23 protein-coding genes are annotated in these 25,630 nt (G+C 34.4%); 22 read left to right on the top strand and 1 reads right to left on the bottom strand.

Translation table 11 applies throughout. The features are described from left to right. Positions 1–15: 15 nt before the first annotated feature. The 21 genes from FS666_RS12230 (at position 16) to FS666_RS12130 (ending at position 23,195) form a co-directional block, all read left to right on the top strand. Positions 16–525, top strand: a complete 510-nt coding sequence (locus FS666_RS12230) for a hypothetical protein (RefSeq protein ID WP_144460339.1) — start codon at positions 16–18, stop codon at positions 523–525. 74 nt (positions 526–599) lie between these two features. Beyond that, positions 600–3,605, top strand: a complete 3,006-nt coding sequence (locus FS666_RS12225; protein WP_144460341.1) for a pLS20_p028 family conjugation system transmembrane protein — start codon at positions 600–602, stop codon at positions 3,603–3,605. Positions 3,606–3,623: 18 nt separating this feature from the next. Beyond that, positions 3,624–3,968, top strand: a complete 345-nt coding sequence (locus FS666_RS12220) for a DUF5592 family protein (RefSeq protein WP_244943905.1) — start codon at positions 3,624–3,626, stop codon at positions 3,966–3,968. A gap of 2 nt (positions 3,969–3,970) precedes the next feature. Beyond that, on the top strand, positions 3,971–4,636 hold the full coding sequence (locus FS666_RS12215) for a TraC-like domain-containing protein (RefSeq protein ID WP_244943904.1): 666 nt from the start codon (positions 3,971–3,973) through the stop codon (positions 4,634–4,636). A 12-nt stretch (positions 4,637–4,648) separates the two neighbouring features. Next, positions 4,649–6,601, top strand: a complete 1,953-nt coding sequence (locus tag FS666_RS12210) for a VirB4 family type IV secretion system protein (protein WP_186306525.1) — start codon at positions 4,649–4,651, stop codon at positions 6,599–6,601. 33 nt (positions 6,602–6,634) lie between these two features. Continuing rightward, complete coding sequence (locus tag FS666_RS12205) at positions 6,635–7,309, top strand: hypothetical protein (RefSeq protein ID WP_144460343.1); 675 nt, start codon at positions 6,635–6,637, stop codon at positions 7,307–7,309. Next, positions 7,306–8,448 carry a peptidoglycan DD-metalloendopeptidase family protein gene (locus FS666_RS12200; RefSeq protein ID WP_144460345.1) on the top strand — a complete coding sequence of 381 codons (1,143 nt, stop codon included), beginning with the start codon at positions 7,306–7,308 and terminating at the stop codon, positions 8,446–8,448. The genes FS666_RS12205 and FS666_RS12200 overlap by 4 nt, the downstream gene beginning before the upstream one ends. Positions 8,449–8,474: 26 nt before the next feature. Further along, positions 8,475–9,563 (top strand): coiled-coil domain-containing protein, encoded by a 1,089-nt coding sequence (locus FS666_RS12195; RefSeq protein ID WP_144460347.1) that lies wholly within the window; start codon positions 8,475–8,477, stop codon positions 9,561–9,563. Between the two features lie 285 nt (positions 9,564–9,848). Then, complete coding sequence (locus FS666_RS12190; RefSeq protein WP_144460349.1) at positions 9,849–10,160, top strand: hypothetical protein; 312 nt, start codon at positions 9,849–9,851, stop codon at positions 10,158–10,160. A 1-nt stretch (position 10,161) separates the two neighbouring features. Then, positions 10,162–10,461 (top strand): hypothetical protein, encoded by a 300-nt coding sequence (locus FS666_RS12185; protein WP_144460351.1) that lies wholly within the window; start codon positions 10,162–10,164, stop codon positions 10,459–10,461. Between the two features lie 74 nt (positions 10,462–10,535). After that, the gene (locus tag FS666_RS12180) at positions 10,536–10,949 is read left to right on the top strand and encodes a hypothetical protein (protein ID WP_144567927.1); all 414 of its coding nucleotides are present in this window, start codon (positions 10,536–10,538) and stop codon (positions 10,947–10,949) included. Positions 10,950–10,955: 6 nt separating this feature from the next. Next, positions 10,956–12,221: a MobP2 family relaxase gene (gene mobP2 / locus FS666_RS12175; protein WP_144460355.1), complete on the top strand. Its 1,266-nt coding sequence runs from the start codon at positions 10,956–10,958 to the stop codon at positions 12,219–12,221. Positions 12,222–12,311: 90 nt separating this feature from the next. Further along, a complete protein-coding gene (locus FS666_RS12170; RefSeq protein WP_144460357.1) occupies positions 12,312–12,674 on the top strand; it encodes a hypothetical protein in 363 nt (120 codons plus the stop codon). A 137-nt stretch (positions 12,675–12,811) separates the two neighbouring features. Next, a complete protein-coding gene (locus tag FS666_RS12165) occupies positions 12,812–12,991 on the top strand; it encodes a hypothetical protein (RefSeq protein WP_144460359.1) in 180 nt (59 codons plus the stop codon). Positions 12,992–13,010: 19 nt separating this feature from the next. Continuing rightward, positions 13,011–13,382 (top strand): toprim domain-containing protein, encoded by a 372-nt coding sequence (locus FS666_RS12160; RefSeq protein ID WP_144460360.1) that lies wholly within the window; start codon positions 13,011–13,013, stop codon positions 13,380–13,382. Positions 13,383–13,503: 121 nt separating this feature from the next. Then, positions 13,504–16,143 (top strand): class I SAM-dependent DNA methyltransferase, encoded by a 2,640-nt coding sequence (locus FS666_RS12155; protein WP_144460362.1) that lies wholly within the window; start codon positions 13,504–13,506, stop codon positions 16,141–16,143. Positions 16,144–16,151: 8 nt separating this feature from the next. Further along, positions 16,152–18,074, top strand: a complete 1,923-nt coding sequence (locus FS666_RS12150) for a DEAD/DEAH box helicase (protein WP_144460363.1) — start codon at positions 16,152–16,154, stop codon at positions 18,072–18,074. Beyond that, positions 18,061–19,191, top strand: a complete 1,131-nt coding sequence (locus FS666_RS12145) for a GIY-YIG nuclease family protein (RefSeq protein WP_144460471.1) — start codon at positions 18,061–18,063, stop codon at positions 19,189–19,191. Before FS666_RS12150 ends, FS666_RS12145 begins: the two co-directional genes overlap by 14 nt. Before the next feature lie 196 nt (positions 19,192–19,387). After that, positions 19,388–21,541 carry a type IA DNA topoisomerase gene (locus FS666_RS12140; protein WP_144460365.1) on the top strand — a complete coding sequence of 718 codons (2,154 nt, stop codon included), beginning with the start codon at positions 19,388–19,390 and terminating at the stop codon, positions 21,539–21,541. A gap of 63 nt (positions 21,542–21,604) precedes the next feature. Further along, positions 21,605–22,978 carry a tyrosine-type recombinase/integrase gene (locus FS666_RS12135; protein WP_186306526.1) on the top strand — a complete coding sequence of 458 codons (1,374 nt, stop codon included), beginning with the start codon at positions 21,605–21,607 and terminating at the stop codon, positions 22,976–22,978. Next, positions 22,965–23,195, top strand: coding sequence for a hypothetical protein (locus FS666_RS12130; RefSeq protein WP_144460369.1), 231 nt, complete (start codon positions 22,965–22,967; stop codon positions 23,193–23,195). The genes FS666_RS12135 and FS666_RS12130 overlap by 14 nt, the downstream gene beginning before the upstream one ends. On the opposite strand, the gene FS666_RS12125 is transcribed toward FS666_RS12130, so the two are convergent. Then, positions 23,145–24,506, bottom strand: a complete 1,362-nt coding sequence (locus FS666_RS12125) for an IS4 family transposase (RefSeq protein WP_144460370.1) — start codon at positions 24,504–24,506, stop codon at positions 23,145–23,147. The two genes, FS666_RS12130 and FS666_RS12125, sit on opposite strands and share 51 nt — an antisense overlap. 240 nt (positions 24,507–24,746) lie before the next feature. Between FS666_RS12125 and FS666_RS12120 the strand changes: the two genes are divergently transcribed. Next, positions 24,747–25,589 (top strand): hypothetical protein, encoded by an 843-nt coding sequence (locus FS666_RS12120; protein ID WP_186364538.1) that lies wholly within the window; start codon positions 24,747–24,749, stop codon positions 25,587–25,589. Positions 25,590–25,630: the final 41 nt, after the last annotated feature.

Here is a 25,630-nt window from a genome sequence, read left to right as displayed (position 1 = left end):
ATAGGGGTGTGAAAGTTGAAAGTTAAATCTTTTGCTTTAGGAATGACTTTTCTTTTGACTCTTATTTTAAGCGCTTGTGGTAGTACATCGAAGGTGGGAATCAATGAAATTAGTTTAAAAGAATTAGAAAAGAAGTTTGACAACAAGGAAACATTTTTGTTGCTCGCATATGCTGAAAATCAAGATGATATTGATCGTACCAATTTTATAAAAGCATATGATCAAGCATTAAAAGATTATAATTTAAAAGCATATTTTATTAATATGATTGATATGGATGAGGATGAATTAGAGGTGTTAGAAAATAAATATGAGCATCCTGATTCGCGAGGTGGTTGGAGTCCTTCATATGCCGAATTGACTTTGGTTGTAGATGGTTTGGCTGGATTGGAAAACGGATATGATCATAAAAATAAAGATTGGTTAAATGATGGCAAAGATTATTTGAAGGAAATGGATAATATCAATTCGGGAATTAAAGATATATTAGCATATCTAAGCGCTCATAACATCGAAATTAAATAAGTCATTAATATATGGAGAACTTACTCTCAAATGAGTAGGTTCTTTTTTTTATGGGAAGGTGGTTTATAAACTTTATGAAAAGAAAATTGAAGAAGTTTTCTATTTTATTCGTATTAACAAGCCTGCTTTCAATTTTTTCTTTGCTTGTCACAAAATACGCATTTGCAGTTACGGATGAAGAGTTGTTGGATGAATATGAGAAAATGGACTCCGTTATGCATATAAGTAGTGGATGGTTATATGATGATATTTTGCGTAGTGTAGGCTGGGCGATAATTAAGGGTTTAGCATGGTTGAATAATTATTTTGAAGATATAGTGACAAAAGTAGTGACTATGAATAACTTTTATTCGTCTCCTAACATGGAAGGGTTAATGAATGTCGTTAAACCGTTAGTGTTTGGTTTATTTGTAATTGCCGTTTTTGTATTAGGTTTTCAATTTATGATGAACAAGATTGAAAAAAGAGGTGAAGTAATCCTCAATATATTGATGGCGGTTGCTGTTGTTGTTATCATTCCGGTTTTAATGAGTTCTTTGGGTAAGGTAGTAAACGTAGGAATGGATCATATGGACAAACATAATCCTGGTGGATTGGCCGGAGGGGTCATTAAAAGTAATGTTGTCGATTTGAAATATTATGCTGACAAGAATTTCAAGACAGCAGGAAAAGGCACTAAGTATGTTGGAAATAGTTCTACTCCACCAAGACCAATTAATAGGAATAACGTTAAGGTTGGTACAACAGAATATAAATATGCTAATAAGCTAAATGGAAAGATCACTGATATTAGTGTTAATGAAAAGTTAGATTTAAGCCTATCGGAGAAAAAAGGTGGATTCAAAAAGTGGGGTAAGTCCTTATCTGATAAATCCCAAGAATTATTGAAAAATAAGGCTGTTCCTACAGGAAATGGTACTAAAAAAGTTGTACAGGAATTAGGAGATTCACAAATAATGTTCACTGAACTTGGGAAAGAAACGTATTATCGTTACCATGTTAATTGGGGTACAACGATATTTTCTTTACTAATCACTGCTTTTGCTTTGGTTATTACAGTTATTAAAGTAGGAAGAGCAATTTTTGATCTTGCGTTTCATCAGATTTTTGGAATGTTTGTTGCTGTAACGGATCTAACGGGAGGACAACGTACGAAAAAAATACTTGCTGAAATAGCCAATACATTTGGGGTTATCTTTATTATGGTTTTCATTTTAAAGCTCTTTACGCTTTATGCTAATTGGGTTAGCGGTTTAAAACCTGCTATAGGCGGTATTGGTGTTGTTCTTATGTTAATTGCAGGTGCTTGGGCTGTTATTGATGCTCCTGATATTGTTCAGCGTTTAATGGGAATTGACGCAGGGCTTCGTTCAGGCTATGGTGCTTTAATGGGTGCGTATGCCGCCGCAGGTTTAGCAGGGAAACTTGGTAAAGGTGCGAAGAATTTAATCGGAGGTGTGGCTAGAAAAGGGGCTGGTTTGGCAAGTTTTGGGGCTGGTGCTATGAAAGGTATTGCTGGTCGCCAACGTTCTAAAACACCTGTACCTAAAGTGCCAAGCTCGGGAGGAAGTAACCCATTAATGAGTGCTTCAAACAATTTATCCCAAGGTTCAGGTGGTTTAGGTTCGGATAACAGTGGAATTTCAAAAGAACAATTGAAAGGTGGGCAATCAAGAGATATTGATGCTCAACCTATACCAAGTAATAATGAAACAACGCAGTTGTCTATGGGTGACATTGCAAATGAACAAATTAGTGATCCAGACCCGAGTGGTAATATAATGAAGGAAAACTTTGATAAAATTCCTGATGGTAACTTAGGTGATCCATCTAAAATAAATGCAAGTAGTGGTGGAGCTATTCAAGAACAAGCACCAATACCAAGTTTAAGTCCGAGTGATATTGCTCATGTATCGCAAGAAAAAGCAGGTCAAAGCCCTATTGGACAAGTTGGTGGTGGTGCAAATAAAAGCATTCAAGGGATTCGACAAGGGAATATGAACATCCCATCCGGTTATACACAAACATCATCAGGTCTGATTGTTCCTGCAAAATCAGTTCAAGGCAAAGGGGTTCAAACACCAATTGCTTCACAAAATGCAGGTAGTGGTGGAATTGCTCACGTATCGCAAGAAAAAGCAGGTCAAAGCCCTATTGGACAAGTTGGTGGTGGTTTGGATAAAAATATCCAACGGATCGGACACGGAGATATGAACATCCCATCCGGTTATACACAAGCACCATCAGGTCTGATTGTTCCTGCAAAATCAGTTCAAGGCAAAGGAGTTCAAACGCCAATTGCTTCACAAAATGCAGGTAGTGGTGCAAAACGGATTCGACAAGGGAATATGGACATCCCATCCGGTTATACACAAACATCATCAGGTCTAATTGTTCCTGCAAAATCAGTTCAAGGCAAAGGGGTTCAAACACCAATTGCTTCACCAATAAATGCAGGTAGTGGTGCAATTGCTCACGTATCGCAACAAAATACAGGTCAAAGCCCTGTTCGACAAAGTGGGATTCAAACACCAATTGCTTCACAAATAGATACAGGTAGTGGCGGAACCGCCAATACTCCTATTGCTAGTCCAGTGAAAGTAATTTCACAACAAATTCAAGGTCTTACTAGCCAAGTTCAAGCAAGTAATCAACAAATTCAACAAATGCAAGGAATGTTGCAGGGTGGTTCTAATCAAGGTGGATGGGTTACGGGCAGTCCGTCCTTTCAACGCTTGCGTAATGAGGTAACAAGAGCAGGTAATTCAGGATATGCGTTTGGTCAAACGATTAGAAAAGCAACAGGCTTTACTACTAGGGCGATTGGGAAGTCGGCTGTAAACACGGTTCGGGCTGTAGCACACCCTAGACACACTGTACGTTTAGCTGGGGTTAAGTTGCATCAGGCTCAATTAAATGTCGCTCAAAAAGGAGCGAATAAGGTGCGTTTAGGTAAACAGAAAATTATCAGTGGTACAAAAAATATTGTGAGGGAAATTAGAACGCCATTAGGTTCTGATACTCCTATCTCCATTAACAGTACGAATATTAGAGGAAACAATAATGATATAAGGGGATAATAATAGGGGGAGTGAGAGTTGGGAAATTATGAAATTCCAAAAGAAATAAAATCCAAGCCCAAATTGATGGGATTGGAAATGAAGGAGCTAGTCATTTTATTGATTGGCTTCTTTTCTATTTTTACTTTTTTAAAAGACATGGTTCATACTGTACTTGCAATACCATTTATGGTGATTGCTACAGGATTATTGCTATGGTTGGTGATGCCTTCAAGTAATAATCCTACCCTTAGAAATTATATGTCAATTATTTTGTTCTTTAAGCGTGATAAGCAGACTTATCATGCCTTAGATCACGACAGGAAAAATAACGAAAAGTTAATTCAGTTAAATAGAGAGAACAATAGGAAGGGGGAAGTTTAGACATGGTTAATCAAGAGGAAAAAAAGGAAGCGATAAAGCCTATCATTGTGCCAAAGTATAACGAGAATAGTAACACTAAAAAAAGGGGTTTTATTCAAAAGTTAAAGCAAAAGAAACAGGAAAAAAAGAAGAAGCAAGAGTTAGAGGATAAAGGTAAGAAGGCTAAGTTGCTTCGCCAAACGCCTTCAATTCTTCCTTTTCTTCAAATTCATGACGATTATATTCTTTTAAAAGATGGAGTCATGGATATATTTCAAATTGAATCTAAAGACCTCTATTCGAGAAATGATGAGGATTTGAAGTTTTTATTAATGGCACGAAGTCGTTTTTTTAGAAGTTATTTTGAGTCTATAAAAGAAGTTGCGATGAATTTTCCTTCTAATACTGAAAAACAAAAAGCATATTGGCGGAAGAAAAGAGAGAGAACAGATGACCCTTTGCGATTAAAATTTATTGATCGTAAACTTTTTGAACTTGAATTTTTGGAGAAAGAAAGAACTAATAGAGAGTTCTTTCTTTTTGTTTATGCCGATAATGTACATCAGTTGGAAGAGCGTAAAAAACAAATTATAAGAGGCATGCAACAGTCTTTCCCATTAAAAGAATTATCTATCGAAAAAAAAGAGGATGTATTGTTTATGTTAAACAATCCAAACACAAAGTTATAGGGGGTATTTTTAATGCTAAAAGTAATGAAAAAGAAAAAAAAGGAAGAAGAATTGCTGGAAGAAAAAAGGTTGAAACAAAAACGGGATGATGATTTTCTGATTGCTATTCAACCACAAGGTGGAGTTAGTTTTAAGGATAAGTACATTCAAAAAGGGGATGGATACGAAGCGTGTATCCATATCTATGATTATCCAACAACAGTCAATGAGTTATGGTTAGAACAAATTATGTCTATGCGTGATGTGATTGTGGTAAATGATATAGCTACTATGGATAAAGATGAAGCAGTTAGTTCCATTAACAAGAGCATGTTAGAGCATAACGTACGATTTAGAAGTGCAAAACAGGAATCAGAACGAATGGATGCACAATCCAACTATCAAGAGATGGAAAGACTCTATCAAGAGATTTCACAAATGGGCGAAGTGGTAAAGCTAATACACTTACGCCTATTCGTTCATGCACCAACAATTGTTGAATTGGAGCGAAAAATTGAAACTGTCATTTCAGAATTAAATTCCCGTGGTTTTAAAGGTGCTGTATTCCTGAACGAAACTAGTTGGGAATGGCAATCATTATTTTTGTCGTATGATCATCAACAAAAATTCCCGAATTACCGTGAAGGGAAAGGACTTCCTGCAATGAGTTTGGCATCAGGTTTACCTTTTCATTATTCGGAGTTAAATGACCCAAAAGGTAGTTACTTAGGAACAAGTTTTACTGGTGGTAATGTCTTGTTTGATTTATTTCACAAAGATAAAAAAAGGCGTTTCTATAACGGCGTTGTTGTAGGAACGATGGGGGCTGGTAAGTCTACGACCTTAAAAAAGCTAGTAATGGATAATGCATCAAGAGGAAATTTTATTCGTGGTTTTGATGTAACCGGTGAGTTTGAAACACTGGTAGGCGCTTTGACAGGGCATAGTATTAGCTTGGATGGTTCCCAAGGGATCATCAATCCCTTACAAATTTATAAAATCGAAGAAAACGATGATCCGATAAAAGATGAAGAACTTAGTTTTATGCAACATATTTCAAAAGTAACCACATTCTATCAATTTTTAGCAGGAAATCCTTCATCAGAAGAATTGGAGGAATTCAAAAAAGTGTTGCGTAATTTTTATGAAAACATGGGATTTTTAGAAAGGATTTATACCACTGGTGTTACTGGATTACCTAATGAAGAATATCCAATTTTTAGTGACTTCCTAGCTTATATACAAGATGTTTTGTATGAAAATCCGCAACTAAGGGTGATACGACCTGAATTATCTGCTTCAAGAATTGATCGATTAGAAAAAATTGAATTGGTTATTGATAACCTAGTAAACAGCTATTCTCACTTGTTCAATGGTCACACAACAATTCCTGACTTTACCAATGAACAAGTGATTTTCTTTTCCATCCGTAACCTGACTGGATTAGAAAAAGGTGTGTTTAATGCTCAAATGTATAATGCTCTTAATTTAATTTGGGATAACTTGATTCAAATTGGTGCGCCACAAATGAGAGCGTTATATGAGGATGAGAACTTTGATGAAGATGATGTAATTCGTTTATTGGTTGTTATTGATGAGTCGCATCGTTTAATTAACTCTGAAAATATGTTGGCTGTTTCATTTCTAACAGACTTTGCAAGGGAAGCCCGAAAATACTTTGGAGGGCTTTTATTCGCAAGTCAATCAATAAGAGACTTCGTTCCTGATCATTCGGATACCGAAACAGTAACAAAGATCAGAACGCTGTTTGAACTCACGCAATACAAGTTCATTATGCAACAAGATTCTAATACATTAGATGCTTTGAGAGCAATATTTGAGGGGCAAATGTCCGAGTCTGAATTGGCTCAAATTCCTTTATTTCAGCAAGGGGATTGTTTGTTAAGTATTAGTGGACTGGGAAACATTATGCTCGGAATTGAAGCATCTGATGAAGAATTAGCACTATTTAGAGGGGGTATGTAAATGGATCGTACTATCCTTTTTAAATATATATTTTTGTTGATTGTGGGATTTTTGGTTATAGGTATATCAATCTATAGTTTTTTTGGTGATAAAAAAGAAGATGTTGAAAATCCTTTTGAAAATGTCCAAGAAGTAAATGAGTTGGACGTGGAGGACGACATATTGGAACCAGACTTCTCCCCAAATCCTGTAGAAAATGATGATTATGAGGACGATGAGGGAGATACAGATGAAGGCATTGGTTTAGATGAGCCTTCCATGGGAGACATCAAAGGAGAAGGCTATCAAAAAGCTCAAACCAGTGGACAAGATCAGGAAGAAGTCAAGAAAATAGAAGAAGCCTATATTAAAAAACATGGTAAGGAAAAGTTTAAAAAAGCCAAAGATCAGGCGCGACAGATTGTGGATTTATGGGTAAAAAAAGAAAGCGACTTGTCTGTTTGGAAGAAAAAAGCGCCCGGCACTTATCTTGAAAAAATAGAGGAAGATATTGATTCATTTGAGGATGAACAGTTTGATATTTTCATAACAGAAGATGAAGTTTTCGGTGTAAAGTCATCCAGTGAAAATGAAATAAAAATTGGCGTTTTTGCTCAATGGGAAGTCATTAGTGGTGGCTACACATTGAAAGAAGAAGCCGGATTATTTTATGTTTCATTTCAGGTGACCAAGGATCAATTAACCATCAAGGAGTTTCAGATTCCATGAGAGTAGTAGATTTAGCAAAAAAAGCAACATCCATGCTAACAGCAAAAGTAGCCGTAGCGGTTGCAGGAGCCATTGGCTTTGTAGGAGGATTGATTATCCTCCTTTTTTTTATTCTCCTATTAATCATTGTTGGTATTGCAGGGGCAGGGAGTAATACAAATACAGATAGTGAAGGTGGAGATTATACATGGGGTGGAACAGGGAATTTTGCGGTTAATGAGGTTCCAAAACAATATATTCCTCTTTATCAAAAAGCGGCACAAAAATATAACTTAGATTGGGAACTTCTTGCGGCTATTCACCGAGTGGAGACAGTTTTTTCTACAATTAATCCAATGATAAGTTATGTTGGTGCAGAAGGACATGCACAGTTTATGCCATGCACTTGGGTCGGATGGGGTCATCCATCTTGTGGAGGTTTAGGGAAAGGAAACATCCCCCAGGCGGATAAAAGTAATCCTACTTTAATTAAAAAATATGGCGGTTATGGGGTAGATGCCAATGGTGATGGAAAGGCAGATATGTGGGATTTAGAAGATGCCATTTTTGGTATGGCGAACTATTTATCTGCCAGTTATAAAGCAACTGGAACAATTGATGGAGCCATATTAAGATACAATGCTTCTTCCAAATATCTCAGTGATGTAAAGCATTATATGAGTGCTTATAAAAGTAATTTGGTAGCTGTTGATCACTTAGGTAATCATGGAAGTGGTGTTGTTGTAGGGAACAAAGCTTGGCCGGTTCCTCATACGAAAAACATTACTTCGGGCTTTGGCCCGAGATGGGGAACAAATCATAACGGAATTGATATAGCAGGGGGTAACGATACAGGAAAACCAATTGTAGCCTTTATGGAAGGAAAAGTTGTGGTCTCCACTTTTGGTCAACGAGGCAGTGGATATGGTGGTTATGGCTATGTTGTCGTGATTGATCATGGTAATGGGGTAAGTACTTTATATGGTCACATGTTGGAAAAAGGTATACCTGTAGGAACAAAGGTGAAAGCTGGACAAGTCATCGGGAAAATAGGTAACACGGGTGATTCAAAAGGGGCTCACCTGCATTTTGAAGTAAGGATAAATAATAAACCGGTTGACCCAATGCCGTACCTGAAACCGGTGATGGGTAAGAAATAAAAGCAAGTGAAAGGGAGTGGTTATGTTTGAAACTAAAAATAAATAGCGGAACTGAAAACAAGTTTTATCTCATTTTTTTAATTGTCACAACCGTTTTATTGGTTGTTTTTTTTACGTCAAAATTGTGGATGTATGATGACGAACCAATCATGCAAACACCATTTAATACGGAAATAGTTGGGTTAGATCAGACAACATTAAAATTGAACAGGTGGGAATACAATCCCGAAAAAGAGTTGATGGAAGTGAGTATTGAAACGATTCACACGGGTTCTGATATTGTTAAACCAACGTTCACTTTTTCTGCAAAAGAAAGAGATAAACCGGAAGGATTTCCGGTTAAAGTCGTTTACAAAGACGATACAAACATTGTTGTTCAAATAAAAAATGTTCCTGAAACATATCGTATTATTGGTCTGTTTGTATTTGAACACCGAGATAAAAAAATCCTAGAAAGCGAAGCAAGGGAGAGAACTATTGAAATAGAGGGTTCACTTGATCAGGATGACGGGGAAGAAAAACTTAAACTCCCTAAGCCATCGGAAAAAATTCTTATAGGGGATTATCGTAAAATAAAAATCAACTCTAACCTAATATTAAAAGATGCAATTGGTTATCAAGCTGAAAATATCCAGCGTGAAATAAAAGAGATAGACAAACAAATTAAAGTTATTTCCGATGAAAAAATTCCATTACAAAAAGAGTTAGTAAAGTCACTTGCAAAGGAAATTGAAAGGATCAATTCTGATTTAGAATATCAAACGGAAGAGGAAAAACAAGAGTCTGAAATCGAGATACGTTCCAAACAGGAAGCTATTGAAGAAGCTAAAAAGGAACAGGGTGAATTGGAGAATGCTGTTAAAAAGTTAATGGAGAAGAGAGAAAAATTACTTCAAAAATTAGAGACTGTTAGCGGTTCTCATGAGAAAGGTGAAGAAGATATTGAAAAAAATACGGAGTCTGTAAATCAGAAATCTGACAGGAAAGATGAGGTGAAAAATGAAAAAAGTAAAAGCGAATCAGAAAAAGTAGAGGACAATAAGGAGAAAAACAAAGAGAAAAATAAGTCCGATAAGTCCTCAAAAGAAGTAAAGGAAAACAAAAAGAGCGAATGAATTTCGCTCTTTTTTTAGTATTTTTGAGTGTGTATATGCTGTGTAAAAGCATAAAACAATGCATAAACATTACATTTTGATAATTAATATACAATAAACTATCGAGAATTTTACTCAAAAGGTGTGTAATACTCAAAAAATCTGTTCCCATCGAAAAACTAGGCTCTGCCTAGTCTAACACGTAACGTGTTAGCATTTTTCCCTTATGCTCTTTCAATCAATATCTGTGCATAACAGATATTTTCAATACAATACTGTCACAGATGATGTAGGAGGTTGTTAAATATGGATGTTCTTGTACGGGGTGTTAGTCCAGTTATCGTAAAAAAAATAGATCGAATTGCAAAAGAAAATGGAATGTCGAGGGAGGAATTTTTACGAGAACAATTTGAAGTAATATCAATTATTGATCTCTTGGAAGAACAAAAAAGAGAGTTCGATTTAGTGATGGATGATGTAAGGGATTTGCTTGAAAGAAATTTTGAGTTGTTAATTAACATGGAAGAAAAATATAGTAAGATGGTTAAATTATTTGCATTAGTAATGGATGTAGAGTTGGAAATGTTGAGTGAATATATCGAAAAGGGGAGTGCGTAGTTTGGAGGTTCGTATAAGAAATGTTGATAAAAGTTTAATCAAATATATAGATGAACTGGCTAATAAAAAAGGAATGTCTCGTCAAGAGTTTTTGAAAATATATCTTGAGAGAGTTGGTTCATCAAGTGCATTGAGAGATGAACAACGAAGGATTGATGACAATTTAACAGATATTAAAAAGGTTGTTTTAATGATTCATAGACGAACGAAAGACATGGATGATAAGATGGAAAATTTGCTTTCCTTTATATCATCGGAAACCCGTATTCCAATTGATAATGTTGACCTTGTGAATGGATGAGTAAAAAACAATATTAATGAAAAAATTATACAAAGGAATGATTGTGGGTGAGTAATAAGCAAAGGAAAAATTTTATGTTACGTGAAGAAACGATAGAAAAAATTAATAAACTTTCTGTGAACGAAGCAAAATCAAAATCTGAAATTGTTGATTTAGCAATTCATCATTTTTACAAAAATAAAGAAGAAGAGCATCAATTTTTTATCAAAACTCTATCTGAACTCTTAGATGAAAAAATGAAGGATGTAATGGAGGTTTTAAATAAAATAAGGGTGACAAGTAATGTCGTAGATCGAGAAACTAAAATGATGCTTGAATTTTGGAATCACTATTTCTTCATCCATGAATTCGATGCTATTGCGACAACGGATAAAGTGAAAACTGATGCACTTATTGAAGCTGAACATGTAGTTAAAAAAATTATCTCTGAAAGAAGGCAACGAAAAATAGATAAAGAAGTTGGAAGAAAAAATGTTGCAAGTGGGTGAGTTTAAATGTCAACTCCTGCTGTTGTTCTAAAAAGCAAATTCGTGATGCCCAATGCAAAAGATTATAATGATTATATAAAATACATTGATCGAAAAGATGCTAAAAGAAACTTAGAAATTAACCCTAACAGTAGTAAGAAAGATGATTTTAGTTTGTACCATACTTACATGGAATATATGGGGGATGAAAAAAAACAAGGGGCTTTGTTTACATCTGATAAAGATGTTTTATCCGAAGTTGAAAAGAAGAAACTCAAAGAAAATTTCAAGCAAGCACAAGAAAATGGTTCACCGTTGTGGCAAGATGTTATCAGTTTTGATAATGACTGGCTGGAAGAACAAGGATTATACAATTCAGAAACAAATACTCTCCAAGAACATAAAATAAAATCCGTGGTAAGAAGTGCTGTAGATGAAATGTTGAAAAGAGAGGGTATGAATGAGTCGGCTGTTTGGTCGGCTTCTATCCATTATAATACCGATAACATTCATGTCCATGTAGCAACAGTTGAGCCGAAACCTACGAGAGAGAAGGTAAGATTTTATGATAAAGAACACAATGAGTGGAAGGAACAATATAAAGCAAAGAGAAAGCAAAGTTCACTCGATCGCATGAAGTCTACTGTGGCGAATCAGATATTAGATCGGAAGCATGATTTCAATAAAATTGATGAACTTATTCGTGGTACTGTTCATTTTAAAAAAGAAGAACAAATTAAATTGTCAGCAGATGAACGTACAAAGGAATTATTCATGAAGGCGATGTTATTGTTGCCAAATGATTTAAGGCAATGGAAATATGGCTATCAATCAATAAACAACGCAAGACCGTATATAGATGAAATAGTTGAGATATATTTAGACACTTATCATAAAAAGGAAATGAAGGAGCTTAATGAGTTATTAGACAAACAAGTGCAAATTTCAAGAAGGCTATTTGGAGAAGATAGTAGGCATGACCAATACAAAAAGACAAAATTAGATGACTTAAAGAAGAGAATGGGTAATGCTGTACTGACAGAAATGAGAGATATTGTCACATTGGAAAGACGTAATCGGTTTTCTTCAAGCAATAACCAAGCTCGAAAAAATACAAAAACAAAACCTTCTATAAATCATCGTAAAAATGAATATTTCAAGAAATTAAATTCTAGTAGAGAAATTTATTTTGCTGTTCTACGTTTAAAAAATGCCATGCGAAAATCATATCATGACTATCAACGAGAACGTCACATGGACGAGTATGATCGAATGATGGAAGGATATGATTGATATGAATTGAGAACCCCATCTACAAGTTATAGTATCAGGGGTTTTTCTTTTTTTATAAAAGAATTCAACAACTAAAAAGGAGGAACCGTAATGATACATCAACAAGAGTATAATGAAATTAAAAAACATTTAAGTTTAGAGCATAAATTACAGGAACAAGAGGAAGTGATTGAAGCTTTTAGAAGGGTAAAAGAGGGTGGGAAGTTCAGTATTAATGATTTGCAAATTGTTCAACGAACACTCATGGAACAATCAAATGTTTCTTATCGAGAAAGAACTCTTGATTTAGGTGATGCTATATTTATGTTAGAACGTGAAAGTGAATTGACAAAAGATATGGTTAGTAAATCAAGGAAAAGGTTAAAAAAGAGAGGGTTGGATTTAGATAGGTTAAGGCGACAAAGAAGATTACAACATGAGAAGATGAGGCAAGAGCGAGAGTTAGGTGTCTAGTGAATGTTTAGGATGATAATAAGTGTATTTAAAAACAGAAGTGAACTCTTCTTTATTAGGAGTTTAACACTTCTGTTTTTTTTATTTGTTTTTGGTGCTATAGCCTTTGCTATTTATTACTAATTGGGGGTAATTGCATGTATGATCTTTTGCCGTTGTATAAGGTACTTTTACCTGAATGGGTTTTCAAAACTCGTACAGATAAGGAGGTTGAAGAAAATGCAATAGAATATTTAAAACGTTGCTATCCTGAACGAGAATTCATTAAGGTGGATGGTAAATTTGCTTTGTGTCGATTAAAAAATTGTAAAATATAATGTGAAAGGAGAAACTATTTTGGGATACGTATTAATTTTATCAGAAAAGCCGAGCCAAGCTAAAGCATATTCAGATGTTTTTAAAAATACGATTAGAAAAGATGGTTACATTGAAGTGAATGATAATCGTTTTTTTAATGGTCAAAAAGCGGTAATTACTTGGGGGTTTGGGCATTTAGTTGAATTGGCTCCGCCTGAAGAATATAAAGAAGAATGGAAAAAGTGGTCATTGGATACTTTGCCAATATTGCCTAAACAATTTAAGTTCCAAGTAGCTAAAGATAAACGGAAGCAGTTTAATGTGGTTAAGAAGTTATTAATGAAGGCAAGCGAAATCATCGTGGCTACAGATTGCGATCGGGAAGTTATGGGCAGTTATAAAAATGTGTAAAAATATAATGTGTTCAGGTATTATTATAAATAGTTGCCTAGGAAAAATTATTAACTATGAAAATTAGAGCTTTTATATATTTACTAGAGTCAGCATAGTAATTCAATGGAGGAAGGGTAAAATGTCAATTATAGATTATGAGGATAGGATTGTCGAAATAGTACAAAGGGAAGATCATTCGGATTTTTTATATGATTTGCTTGATGTGTATGATACTCCCCGGGCAACAATTACCCGTTTAAAAAATGGAAATCTCAATCTTGCAAAGAGAGCAGGAGAAGTTCATTTAAAGAATAAGGTATGGTTTAAGGAAGTGGGCAAGGGGAATATTTTTGATGGCTTTGTGGATATAGAACAGCAAGTAGCTGAGTTATCTGCCAAGCCACGCTATCTCATAGTTACAGATTTTGATGGGATACTAGTGAAAGACACAAAAACACAAGAAGCTTTAGATATAAAGTTTGAGCAACTCCCTCAGCATTTTAGTTTCTTTTTAGCGTGGAAGGGTATTGAAAAGGTTGATTTCGAAAAAGAAAGTCACGCTGATATTAAAGCAGCGGGACGTTTTGCTAGAATATACGATATTGTAAAAAAAGAAAATAATCTCATAGATACTAAAAATGGGATAGATATTTTCTTTATGCGTTTATTATTCTGTTTGTTTGCGGAAGATACAGGAATATTTAAAAGAGGTAGTTTTACTAATGCAATAAAAACATTAACAAGAACAGATGGATCAGATCTTAATAAATTCTTCACAGATTTATTTGTAGTTTTAGATACAAAAGAAAGAGTGGATGTGCCTAGCTATTTACAAGAATTTCCTTACGTAAATGGACAATTATTTTCTGAACCACACAAAGAGTTAACATTTTCAGCAAAGTCTAGAAAACTTATAATTGATTCTGGTGAATTGCTAAATTGGGCAAAAATAAATCCTGATATATTTGGCTCAATGATTCAAGCCATTGCCACAGATGAAAGTCGTAGTCATTTAGGTATGCATTATACAAGTGTCCCTAACATAATGAAAGTGATTAAACCGTTGTTTTTAGATGATTTAAATAAGGCATTTGAACAAGCGTACGATAGCGTAGAAAAGTTAGATATTTTATATGATAGAATTGGAAAAATAAAGTTCTTTGATCCGGCATGTGGCTCTGGAAATTTCCTAATTATAACTTACAAAGAACTTAGACGCTTAGAAATCAAGATTTTGTTACGAAAGAGAGAATTGACGGAAAATTTAATGTACCTTCCTTCAGTGACACTTGGTCAATTTTATGGAATTGAAGTTGATGAATTTGCACATGATGTAGCCAAGTTATCGCTCTGGATTGCCGAGCATCAAATGAATATAGAATTAGAGGAAATATTTGGTGATAAAGTCCGTGCAACACTTCCACTACAATCTGCTGGAGATATACGTTGTGCAAATGCTATTAAAGTTGATTGGTTGGATGTTTGCCCTGTGCAAGAGTCTGAGGAAGTTTATGTTTTTGGTAATCCACCTTATCTTGGGTCTAAAAAACAAAACAAAGAACATAAAGCTGATATGCTTACCATATTTAAAAATGTAAAAAACGGAAAAATGCTGGACTATATATCAGCTTGGTTCTTCTTGGGTGCAAAATATTCACAAACAACAAACGCAAAAGTAGCTTTTGTTTCTACCAATTCAATTACTCATGGAGAACAAGTTTTTACTTTATGGAATCAGCTATTTAAATTTAATATCGAAATTAATTTTGCTTACACATCATTTAAGTGGTCGAATAATGCTATAGGAAATGCTGGAGTAACTGTTGTAATTATCGGTTTTGGTCCAATTAATTCTAAAAAAAATAAATACTTGTTTATTGACGGCACTAAAAAGCTAGTTTCTAATATTAGCCCTTATCTAACAGATGGTGAAAATATACTTGTATCTACTAAAAGTAAACCAATTTCGAATTTACCAAGGCTTAGGTTTGGTAATATGCCCAACGATGGTGGTGGGTTACTCTTTACTATTACTGAATATGCAGATGCAATCAATCAGTACCCTCAATTAGTTCCTTATTTTAAAAAATTTATAGGTTCGGATGAGTTTATAAATGGTGGTTTAAGATATTGTCTATGGCTTAACAAGGAAAAATATGAAGAGATAAAATCTATTCCTTTAGTTCAAAAAAGAATTTCAATTACAAAACAACACAGGGAAAAATCGAAGGATAAAGGAACGAATAAACTTGCATTAACACCATGGAAGTTCAGAGATACACATGAGGCAAACAAATATTCAATTGTTATTCCGGCTGTTTCTTCAGAAAATAGATTTTATATCCCCATGGGATTAGTTGGTGCAGATACAGTTTTATCAAATCGAGTTTACGCAATTTATGATGCCGATATTTATCTGCTTGGAATTTTGATGTCTAGAATGCATATGACATGGGTTAAGGCAGTAGGTGGTAGATTAGAAACTCGATATAATTACTCAGCTGGGCTGTGTTATAATACATTCCCACTTCCTGAATTATCAACAACTAGAAAAAATAGAATTATAGAAGTAGTTCTTAAAATAATTGATATTAGGGAAGAAATGGGAGGAACACTCGCAGAATTATATAATCCTTTAACTATGCCATTGGATTTAAAGGAAGCACATGAAGAATTAGATGGAATTGTAGATCGGGCTTATCGACAAAGAGGTTTTGAAAATGATGAGGAACGCTTAAGTTTACTTCTTAATATGTATCAGGAAATGACTGGAGAGTAGGTGGAAATATGGAGAACTTGGTAGAGATTAAATATAATCAAACAGGCCAAAGTAAGTTGATAAATGAATATGGTATGCGTGAGATGCAAGCAAGGGCATTTGAAAAGCGTAACTCTCAGTACTTATTAGTTAAAGCTCCACCAGCTTCAGGGAAATCGAGAGCGTTAATGTTTATTGGTTTAGATAAATTGATTAATCAAGGTTTGAAGAAAGTTATAGTTGCTGTTCCTGAACGTTCCATTGGTTCCTCTTTTAAGAATACAGAATTAAAAAGTTATGGATTCTTTGCAGACTGGAGAATTGATCCTAGAAATAATTTGACAACTGCAGGTGGAGACAGTTCAAAGGTAAATGCTTTTGTTCGTTTCATGGAATCTGATGATGAAATATTAGTGTGTACTCATTCGACTTTACGGTTTGCATATGAAAAGTTAGATGATAAAGTTTTTGATAATTGCTTATTAGCAATTGATGAGTTTCATCATGTTTCGGCAGATACAAACTCACGCTTAGGTGAAGTGCTTCGTAATGTTATTCGTAATTCATCAGCACATATTGTAGCTATGACCGGTTCATATTTTAGGGGAGATTCTGTTCCAATTCTTTCTCCACAAGAAGAAGAACAGTTCGAAAAAGTTACATACACATATTATGAGCAACTTGATGGCTATGAGTATTTAAAGAGTTTTGGAATAGGATATCATTTTTATCAAGGCAAGTACACTTCAGCAATAGGCGAAGTTTTAGATACGAATCTGAAAACAATCATTCATATTCCTAATGTTAATTCTGGTGAATCAACAAAAGATAAATACGATGAAGTGAATAGGATTATCGATATCATTGGTGAAGTGGATTATCAGGATGATGTAACTGGAATCATCCATGTTAAACGGCATACTGACGGAAAAATATTGAAGATTGCTGATTTAGTTGATGACCAGGCTGAAAGAGAAAAGGTTGTCGAGTATTTGAGAAATATTTCAAAATTAGAGGACTTAGATATTATTATAGCTCTTGGAATGGCTAAAGAAGGATTCGATTGGCCGTTCTGTGAACATACTCTAACAGTTGGATATCGCGGCTCACTTACAGAGATTGTACAAATTATTGGACGCTGTACCCGTGACAGTTACAATAAGACCTCTGCTAAGTTCACTAACCTTATTGCACAGCCGGATGCACAAGATGAAGAAGTAACATACACGGTTAATACAATGCTTAAAGCTATTTCTGCGTCTCTATTAATGGAACAAGTACTTACACCTGACTTTAAATTTAAACGGAGAAGAAGTGAAACTGAGCAATCCACAGCAGGGGAAATGTATGTTAGGGGATTAAAAGAACCGTCAACAGAGAATGTCAGAAAGATTATTGAAAATGATATCACTGATTTAAAAGCAAAAATCTTTCAAGATCCTCAAGTTCAAAAAACATTTACAGGTGATGTTGAACCAGAAGTTTTAAATAAAGTATTGATTCCAAAAGTAATTCAAAAAACTTACCCTAATTTATCAGATGATGAAATTGAGGAAGTAAGGCAACATATTGTCGTAGATACGGTGATGAAAGGTGCAAAATCGGAAGTCGTTGGAAGTAGAGAGTTTATACGAATGGCAGATAAGTTTATTAATATAGAAGATTTACATATTAATCTTATTGATTCAATTAATCCATTCCAAAAAGCTTTTGAGGTTTTATCTAAAGAACTGAATTCGCCAGTTCTAAAGTTGATTCAAGAATCTATTGACGCTAAGCGCATTTCATTTGATGAAGATGAGCTAGTCTATATTTGGCCTAAAGTCGAAGAGTTTTATCAGTCAACAGGAAGACGCCCCGATGCGAAATCTTCCGATCCTATTGAAAAACGTATGGGTGAAGCAGTAATTTATATGCAAGAGTTAAGGAGGAAACGTGATAGTGGCAAATAGGTATCGTTCAATTGATGAAATAATAGAAAGCTCTCTATTTGACGAAATCACAGCACCGTCCAAAAGCGCACCTAAAGTTCAATATGATCTTGAAGCAGAAAGGTTTTTAGAGATAGTAGATTTTGTTAAAGAAAATGGCCGAGAACCTGAAAAGGTTCCAACTGACTTAGCTGAAAGAAGACTAGCTAGTAGGTTAATTGGAATTCGAAAGAACCCTGAACGCATGGAATATTTGAAGCAGTATGATGATATAGGTTTATTTGATAAAAATCCAGGAGAAACCAAGATACCTAAAATTTCTTCAATAGAGGATATCTTAAATAGCGGTTCTTCTGAATTACTGGGAGATGATCTGGCTTCTTCTATTTTTGATACAAGCACGCTACCTAAGGTTACCACAATGCCTGAGTATGTTGCGAAACGAAAGAAAATAAAGAATTTTGATGAGTATGAGCTATTATTTAAGAAGTGCCAAAAAGAAATTACAGAAGGTAAAAGAAAAATAGTGCCTTTTAAAAATGAACAAGACATTCACCCTAATAGTTTTTATATCCTAAAAGGGGTACTCCTTTTTGTGGAAAGTGTCGGAGAACGTAAAAAAATTAAGGGTAAAACAAATGCTAGGCTTCATTGTATTTTTGAAAATGGAACAGAATCAGATATGTTACTCCGTTCACTAGCTGCAGAACTTTATAAACACGGTAGACGAGTTACTGACAATGAAGATACGTTATTGGATCACGTTAGGGAAGATGATATTTCGACAGGATTTATTTACGTGCTGAGATCTTTAAGTACTAATCCACAAATAGCCTCTATAAAAGATTTATATAAAGTTGGCTTTACAAAAGATTCAGTGGAAAAGAGGATTAGTAACGCTGAGAATGAATCAACATACCTTTACGCTCCAGTTGAAATTGTTACCACATATCAAGTATACAACATGAATGGCAGAAAATTTGAAACAACAATGCATCATGCGCTAGCAAACTATAATTTAGATGTATTGATACAAGGACCAAATGGGAAGATGTTAGTTCCCAAAGAGTGGTTTGTAGTATCGTTAGAAAAATTACAAGAAGTTATTAATGAGGTTGTGATGAGGGTAAATCTATAGGTTAATTTACACTATGGTGATAACATTATAGATTACCATATAATGATGCCTCACCAGTTCCTCTGGATGGAGATTATTAAGAGGTATTAGATTAAGCATGAAAATTTATTTTATATTAATAGATACACACAGAAGAAACATGTTTTATTATGTTTCTTCTTTTCAAAGATAGAATAATTTGAAGGGAAGGAACGAGATGAGCAATATAGCGATATTTGCCGAAAAACCTTCGCAAGCCAAAGCCTATGCTGATGCTTTTTCTATAAAAAAACGTCACAAAACACATATTGAATTAAATCCGTGTCAAACGTTTCCCACTGGAGCAATTATCACGTGGGGAATTGGACATTTAGTAGAATTGAAAGAACCAAAAGAATATCGAAAAGAGTGGGCAACTTGGAATTTGTCCTCTTTACCGATTCTGCCAAACTACTATGAGTATAAGGTGTCTTACGATAAGAGAGAGCAGTTCAACTTTATTAAACAGCTATTCAATGACTCTAGCATTAGAACAATTGTAAACGGGTGTGATTCGGACCGCGAGGGGTCCAATATTTTTTATTCATCCTACTACATGACTGGAGCAAAAAATAAGGAAATTAAACGATTATGGATCAATTCACTAGAGGTTGATGAAATAAGGAAAGGATTCAATAATCTTCAAGATAACAAAAAAGACTTATTACTTTATTACGAAGCAAAGACACGTCAAATAAGTGATTGGCTTGTTGGAATGAACGGAAGCCGGTTATTTACCCTCCTCTTACAACAAAAGGGGTTTAATGACAGTCTCTCGATTGGACGGGTACAGTCTCCCACAGTATACCTTATTTATCAACGTCAAAAAGAAATAGAACAATTTGTTTCTACACCTTTCTATGAAATTGAAGGAAGCTTTACCGCCAAAAATGGCATGTATAAAGGAAAAGCAAAAATTAAAAGTGAAAAAATAGAAGAAGTCCAAGCACTAATGAAACAGCATAATATTTTGGAGCGAAATGAAGGTTTCGTAAAATCAATAAACAAAAAAGAAAAGCACATTAAACCACCCAAATTACACGCGCTTTCCACCTTACAAGCTGTTGCAAATAGAAAGTGGAAGTATAGCCCTGCCAATGTATTAAAGACTGTACAGGGCTTATATGAGAAGAAATTAGTTACTTATCCCCGAACAGATACTCAATTCATTACGACCAATGAATTTGCTTATCTTAGCGCGAATGTGGAGCGTTATCAAGAAATTGCAGGTGTTTCATTTCCAATAGCTTCGAAAAGAGCCAATAAGCGATATGTAGATAATACTAAGGTTCAAGAGCACTATGCCATTATACCAACTAAGACCATTCCGACTGTAAAAAAGATACAAGGATTGTCTAATCAGGAACGAAATTTATATTTTGAAATTTTAAAAACAACTCTGGCTATGTTTCATTCGAATTATATTTACGAAGAAACAAAAATCATCACTGATGTAAATAAGCTTGATTTTGAATCTACCGGAAAGACAGAAATTAGCAAAGGTTGGAAAGAGCTATTTACACACGCCCAACAGCAAACAGTTAAGAAAAAAGACGAAGAAATTCAAATACCTATTCTGGAAGAAAATGAAAAGGTGTCAGGGGTTATACAAATGAAAAAAGGAATGACAAAACCTCCTAAGCCCTATACTGAAGGTCAATTAATTAATATGATGAAAACATGTGGTAAGAATATAGAAAATGAAGAGGAAATGGAAATATTAAAAGAAGTTGAAGGATTAGGTACCGAGGCAACTCGAAGCGGTATTATCGAAACCATTAAAAGACACGGCTATATCAATGTTAATAAAAATATTGTTAGTGTAACTAAAAAAGGTGAAATCCTCTGTCAATCTATACAAGGTAACCTTCTTTCCAGTCCTTCAATGACCGCAAAATGGGAAGCATACTTAAAAAAGATAGGGAATGGCGAAGGAAAACCTAATCACTTCATTTCTAGCATTGCAAGATTCCTAGAAAAATTAATCCAAGAAACTCCTCAACAACTGAATGTCAAAAAGCTGGATCAAAGTATAGCAATGACACAAAAGAATAATAAAATCGCAGCTTGTCCTACTTGTAAAAAAGGGAACATCATTCAAAGAAAGACGTATTATCGGTGTTCCGAACACGAAAACGGTTGTAAGCAAACTTTTCCAGGGCAGATATTGGGCAAAAAGCTGACGGAAAAAAATATTAAAGACTTATGTACTGAAGGGAAGACTAGTATGATCAAAGGAATGAAATCTAAAAAAGGGAAACGTTTTAATGCTTATCTAAGATTAAAAGAAGGTAAAATTACCTTCGAATTTGCAAATCATAGTAAGAAGTAAAACTATCCAACCTATAAGCATTTTCCTTTAGAATTACCTTAAATTTAACCTTGGATGATGAGAGTGGAAGTGATTATATTAATGAAAAAGATTAAAGAATTAAAAAATACTTCAACAACGGCCTATTTAGTAACCTTAGATGGTGATAACATTAAGACTGTTAACCTTCAAATCATTACAAAAAAGCGAAATTCAAATAAATACTTATTACTAATAAGTTCTAACGGAAAACCTATCCAGGAAGTGTTTTATTTTATAAATTTTATTTGTCAGTATGACTCGTTTAATGCCAGATTGCAGTCAGCTCAAGCTTTAAAGCTATTATATTCATTTTCAGAAATTGTACCAAAGGATATATCGCAATTCACTAAAAAAGAGTTTGCTGATTTTTCAAGATTTATTTTAGGACAAAGTATTAATGGTTTGCAAGAAACATGGCAATTGAAAACAAGTAGGTCAATTAATACACATAACGTTTATATGGCTACAATAAGAAAATATTATGCCCATTTGGGTCTTACAGACAAAAGTATCTTCGAATCCACAGTAGTGGGGATTGACAAGAGTACTTTTGGTCTTTTTGGTCATACGGAAAAAAGAAAAGAGAATAAGTATAACTCAAGTATTTCCAGAAAGAGAATAGATAAAGTACCAAAGTTTATAACGCTTGAGGAATATAAGGCAATAAAACTAAATTTAGAGTCGAACCCAACTTTGTTGAACCTAAGAAATGAAGTGATAATTGATCTTATGTATCTCAAAGGACTTCGTTTAGGTGAAGTGTTGGGTCTGACTTTAGAAGATATTAAAGAGCATGCTGATTACGAAAATGCGGGAGTAATTATCATTCGAAATAGGCTGAGTGATCAACCCCATCAGTTTGCCAAAAATAGTATACACCCAACGAGTAAAAATGACTATAAGACAGCGATTTATAGGGAACGTGGAGTACAGAAAATTGTAATCCCGGTGGGATTAAAGAATAAAATTGATAATTACATTTTCAAGAGTAGGGATTTATTCAATATATCTGATAAGGTAATCAGTAACATGTTACAAAACTCGATAGCAGACTCCATTGATTCGAATGAGAAGAATTATTATTTATTCTTAAGCAAAAATGGATCACCATTAACTTCCTCTGGCTGGAATGATTGGTTAAGAAAATTTTTTAAAAAGTTAAGTATACATACAGACAAAATATCTAAAAAAACAAATTTGAGCCACAGATTTAGACATGGTTACGCAATGTATCTGATAAATGAATTAAACTTAACTTTGGAAGAGGTTAGCCGATACATGAGGCATAAGTCGATTACCTCAACTTATGTTTATTATAACCCGACTGAAGACGAGATAATGGATGGCACTCTAATGATAGAACAAAAGATGAACCAAGCCTTGACAGAAGGGGATGGTATAATTGAGGAAAATTGATGTATTTTTCAATGAAATTCAAGAATTAATATCTCAATCAAAATGTGAGATTCTTCGGGAAGAGCTGGTTTTATTTTTTGAAAAGCATAAAAAAGGACTTGACAAGCAAATCGGTGGAAAACAAATAGCATTTTACTTTCTTATTATTAATTTGAAAGATATTAACTCAACTTTCGCAGCACAAATTAGGCAGGTAAGCCTTGATATAACTAGGTAGGCCTGCAATCCATTGCCGGAGTTGATCTTTAATTAATTTTTTGATCCGGTTGTTCGTTTGTTTCAAGGCATCGTCAAGAAGCTCGATGAGTTGCTGAAGAGCCACAGCCCAATCTAGTTCGTCAATTTCATCACAAAGTTCGTAGAACATGCCACCAAGTGTCCGATTATCCATACTACAACGGTTTTGCCAAGACAGTAAAATATACCTTGAAAACACAATCGTTGTGTGACTAATCAACAGATCATAAGACCTACCTTGAAATTCCTTTTGGAGTTTCAATAGCGATTTTGTTGTTTTGAAAAAGACCTCGATGTCCCAGCGCATACCGTAAATGCGGACAATCTCTTTTTCAGACAATGAACAGTCTGTGCTCAAGATTGCCAACCATTCACTTTTCCTATTGCGATTTTGAACAAAAACAACCTTTACATGAATCCCATTAGCCATTGTCGTATGAATAGAACGCAGAATGCCCTTACTCCCTGTTATAGGAGTGGCCAGACGATATAACCCTTTCAAGTCAAAACGCTTGTCGTTTACAAGATAACGTTGGTTCGTTGCTTTCACCATGCCAATGACATCAAAACCTTGTTCGACAATGGATTTGATTAAGGGTTGTTGTGTAAACCAAGTATCCATAAGCACATAGGAGGCATCGACACCTGCAGAAAGAGCGCGCTGAACCATATCTGTCACTACTTCTGGTGCAGACTTCAAAGCTTCAATGCGACGTTTATAACCAGAAGTTCGCTTATCAATTGATGGTGAGACACCGTTAATTTGAGCATTCTTTGAACTTAAAAGAGAGAAATCCAACGGCATAAATGTTGCCCCATCTGACCAACCCAGTGTTAACATCCGAAAACCTTTATAAAAGCGCATTTTATGTGAAGAGTGATCGAAACAGCGTGCAAGCAGTTCTACTTTTTTACTGCGATTACGTTCAAACATGGAATCATCGACAATGAGCACTTTTGGGCGATGGTGGCTTGTTAAGTCACTTACCTTTTTAATTGTTGAAACACTGAGCGAGAGTAAGAATTTGCGCCACGCAAACCTTGAATAGTTTAAAAAGCGATAGACAGCATCTTTGGCGGGTAAAGTATCAGACTTCTTGCTTTCAAGCAGTCGAAACCAATTCTTCTGTTGAAAGATTAAGCAAAAGACAAGTCGAAACAAATAGAGACATGAATAGCCAAAAGACTTTTTAATTCCGGCATCAGATAAATGCTTAGACACATTCAATTCACGAAAAGTTGATTTTATTTCATTTGGTAGTTGCCTAAGTTGATCTTGATTCGCTATCATAAAGGAGACACCTCTTCTGTTGGTAGTGTTTTATAGTCAAATCCACTATACCAGACAGGAAAGGTGTTTTTCATTTTATTAGTTATTTGTCAAGGAACCTATTGAATTCGTAAATTAAGCAATACCATTAAGGCTTAAAGTTAATTTTCACTCTGCGAAAGTTGAGATATTAATATTAAAGAAATCAATTGGGAAATGTGTGTAAGGTTACATAATTTAGCGATGTATGAGGAATTAATGGTGGATAAAGGCAAGCTACCTAAGTCGCTAAAAACAACGATAATAAAAATATATGATAAAGGGTTGTCTACTGGTCTTTTTTCATATCAAATGTACGTAAATGATCTTTTTCGTGAACTTTATAAACAACTGAAACATAAGTATATCAATATCCAAAATATAAAACGATATGAAAAATACTTGGTATCTCACTATTTTAAACATGATCAAAAAAGATTTATTGATTATAAAAATGAGGAATTTTTTTCTGCTTTAATAAATTATCCGTTGGACAACGATTACACAAAACTAACTAAGTTAATTCTCAAAAATGGAAGTAGGAATTACTGGATAAATACAAATTCTAAGTTTATAAGAAAATGGGTTGAAAGATATATAAATGATTATGCAATGAAATACATTGAGCCAGTGACATACAGGCTAGTAGGATATTTTTTTGTTGATAGCGTAAATACATACAAAAATCTAGTGAATGATTTTGGAGAAGTAAATAATGATTTTTTAAATCATCAGTTAGAATATTTTAAGAAGATACCTAATGAAATAATTCAAAGAATCAGTCCTAGTAAACCCAATGTATTTATTAACCAATTGATAATCATGTACAGACTATTATTAGATGCTGCTGATGCAGACCAAGAAGTGGTTAGTTTAGCAGAGGAATATGCCAACTTGTTAAAATGTGAAGAGGCAACCACTGCGTTTAAGGGAGATTATTGCCCGATTTATTTTAATCCATACGAATCAGTCCCTAGCTCAAGTGTTAAGAAAATTGTTTTTTTAGCAAACGAATATACTAGGAATGGTGCTAATTCACGTAATTTCTATTTAGCCCCTAAATGAACTTGGACAATAAGAGTAAAAATTATTATACTGCTTAATGT

It is taken from the genome of Siminovitchia fortis, from assembly GCF_007681465.1.
Lineage (GTDB): Bacteria > Bacillota > Bacilli > Bacillales > Bacillaceae_C > Siminovitchia > Siminovitchia fortis.
Note: the sequence above shows the minus strand (reverse complement) of the source record. Positions and strands in the feature narration are given on the sequence as shown.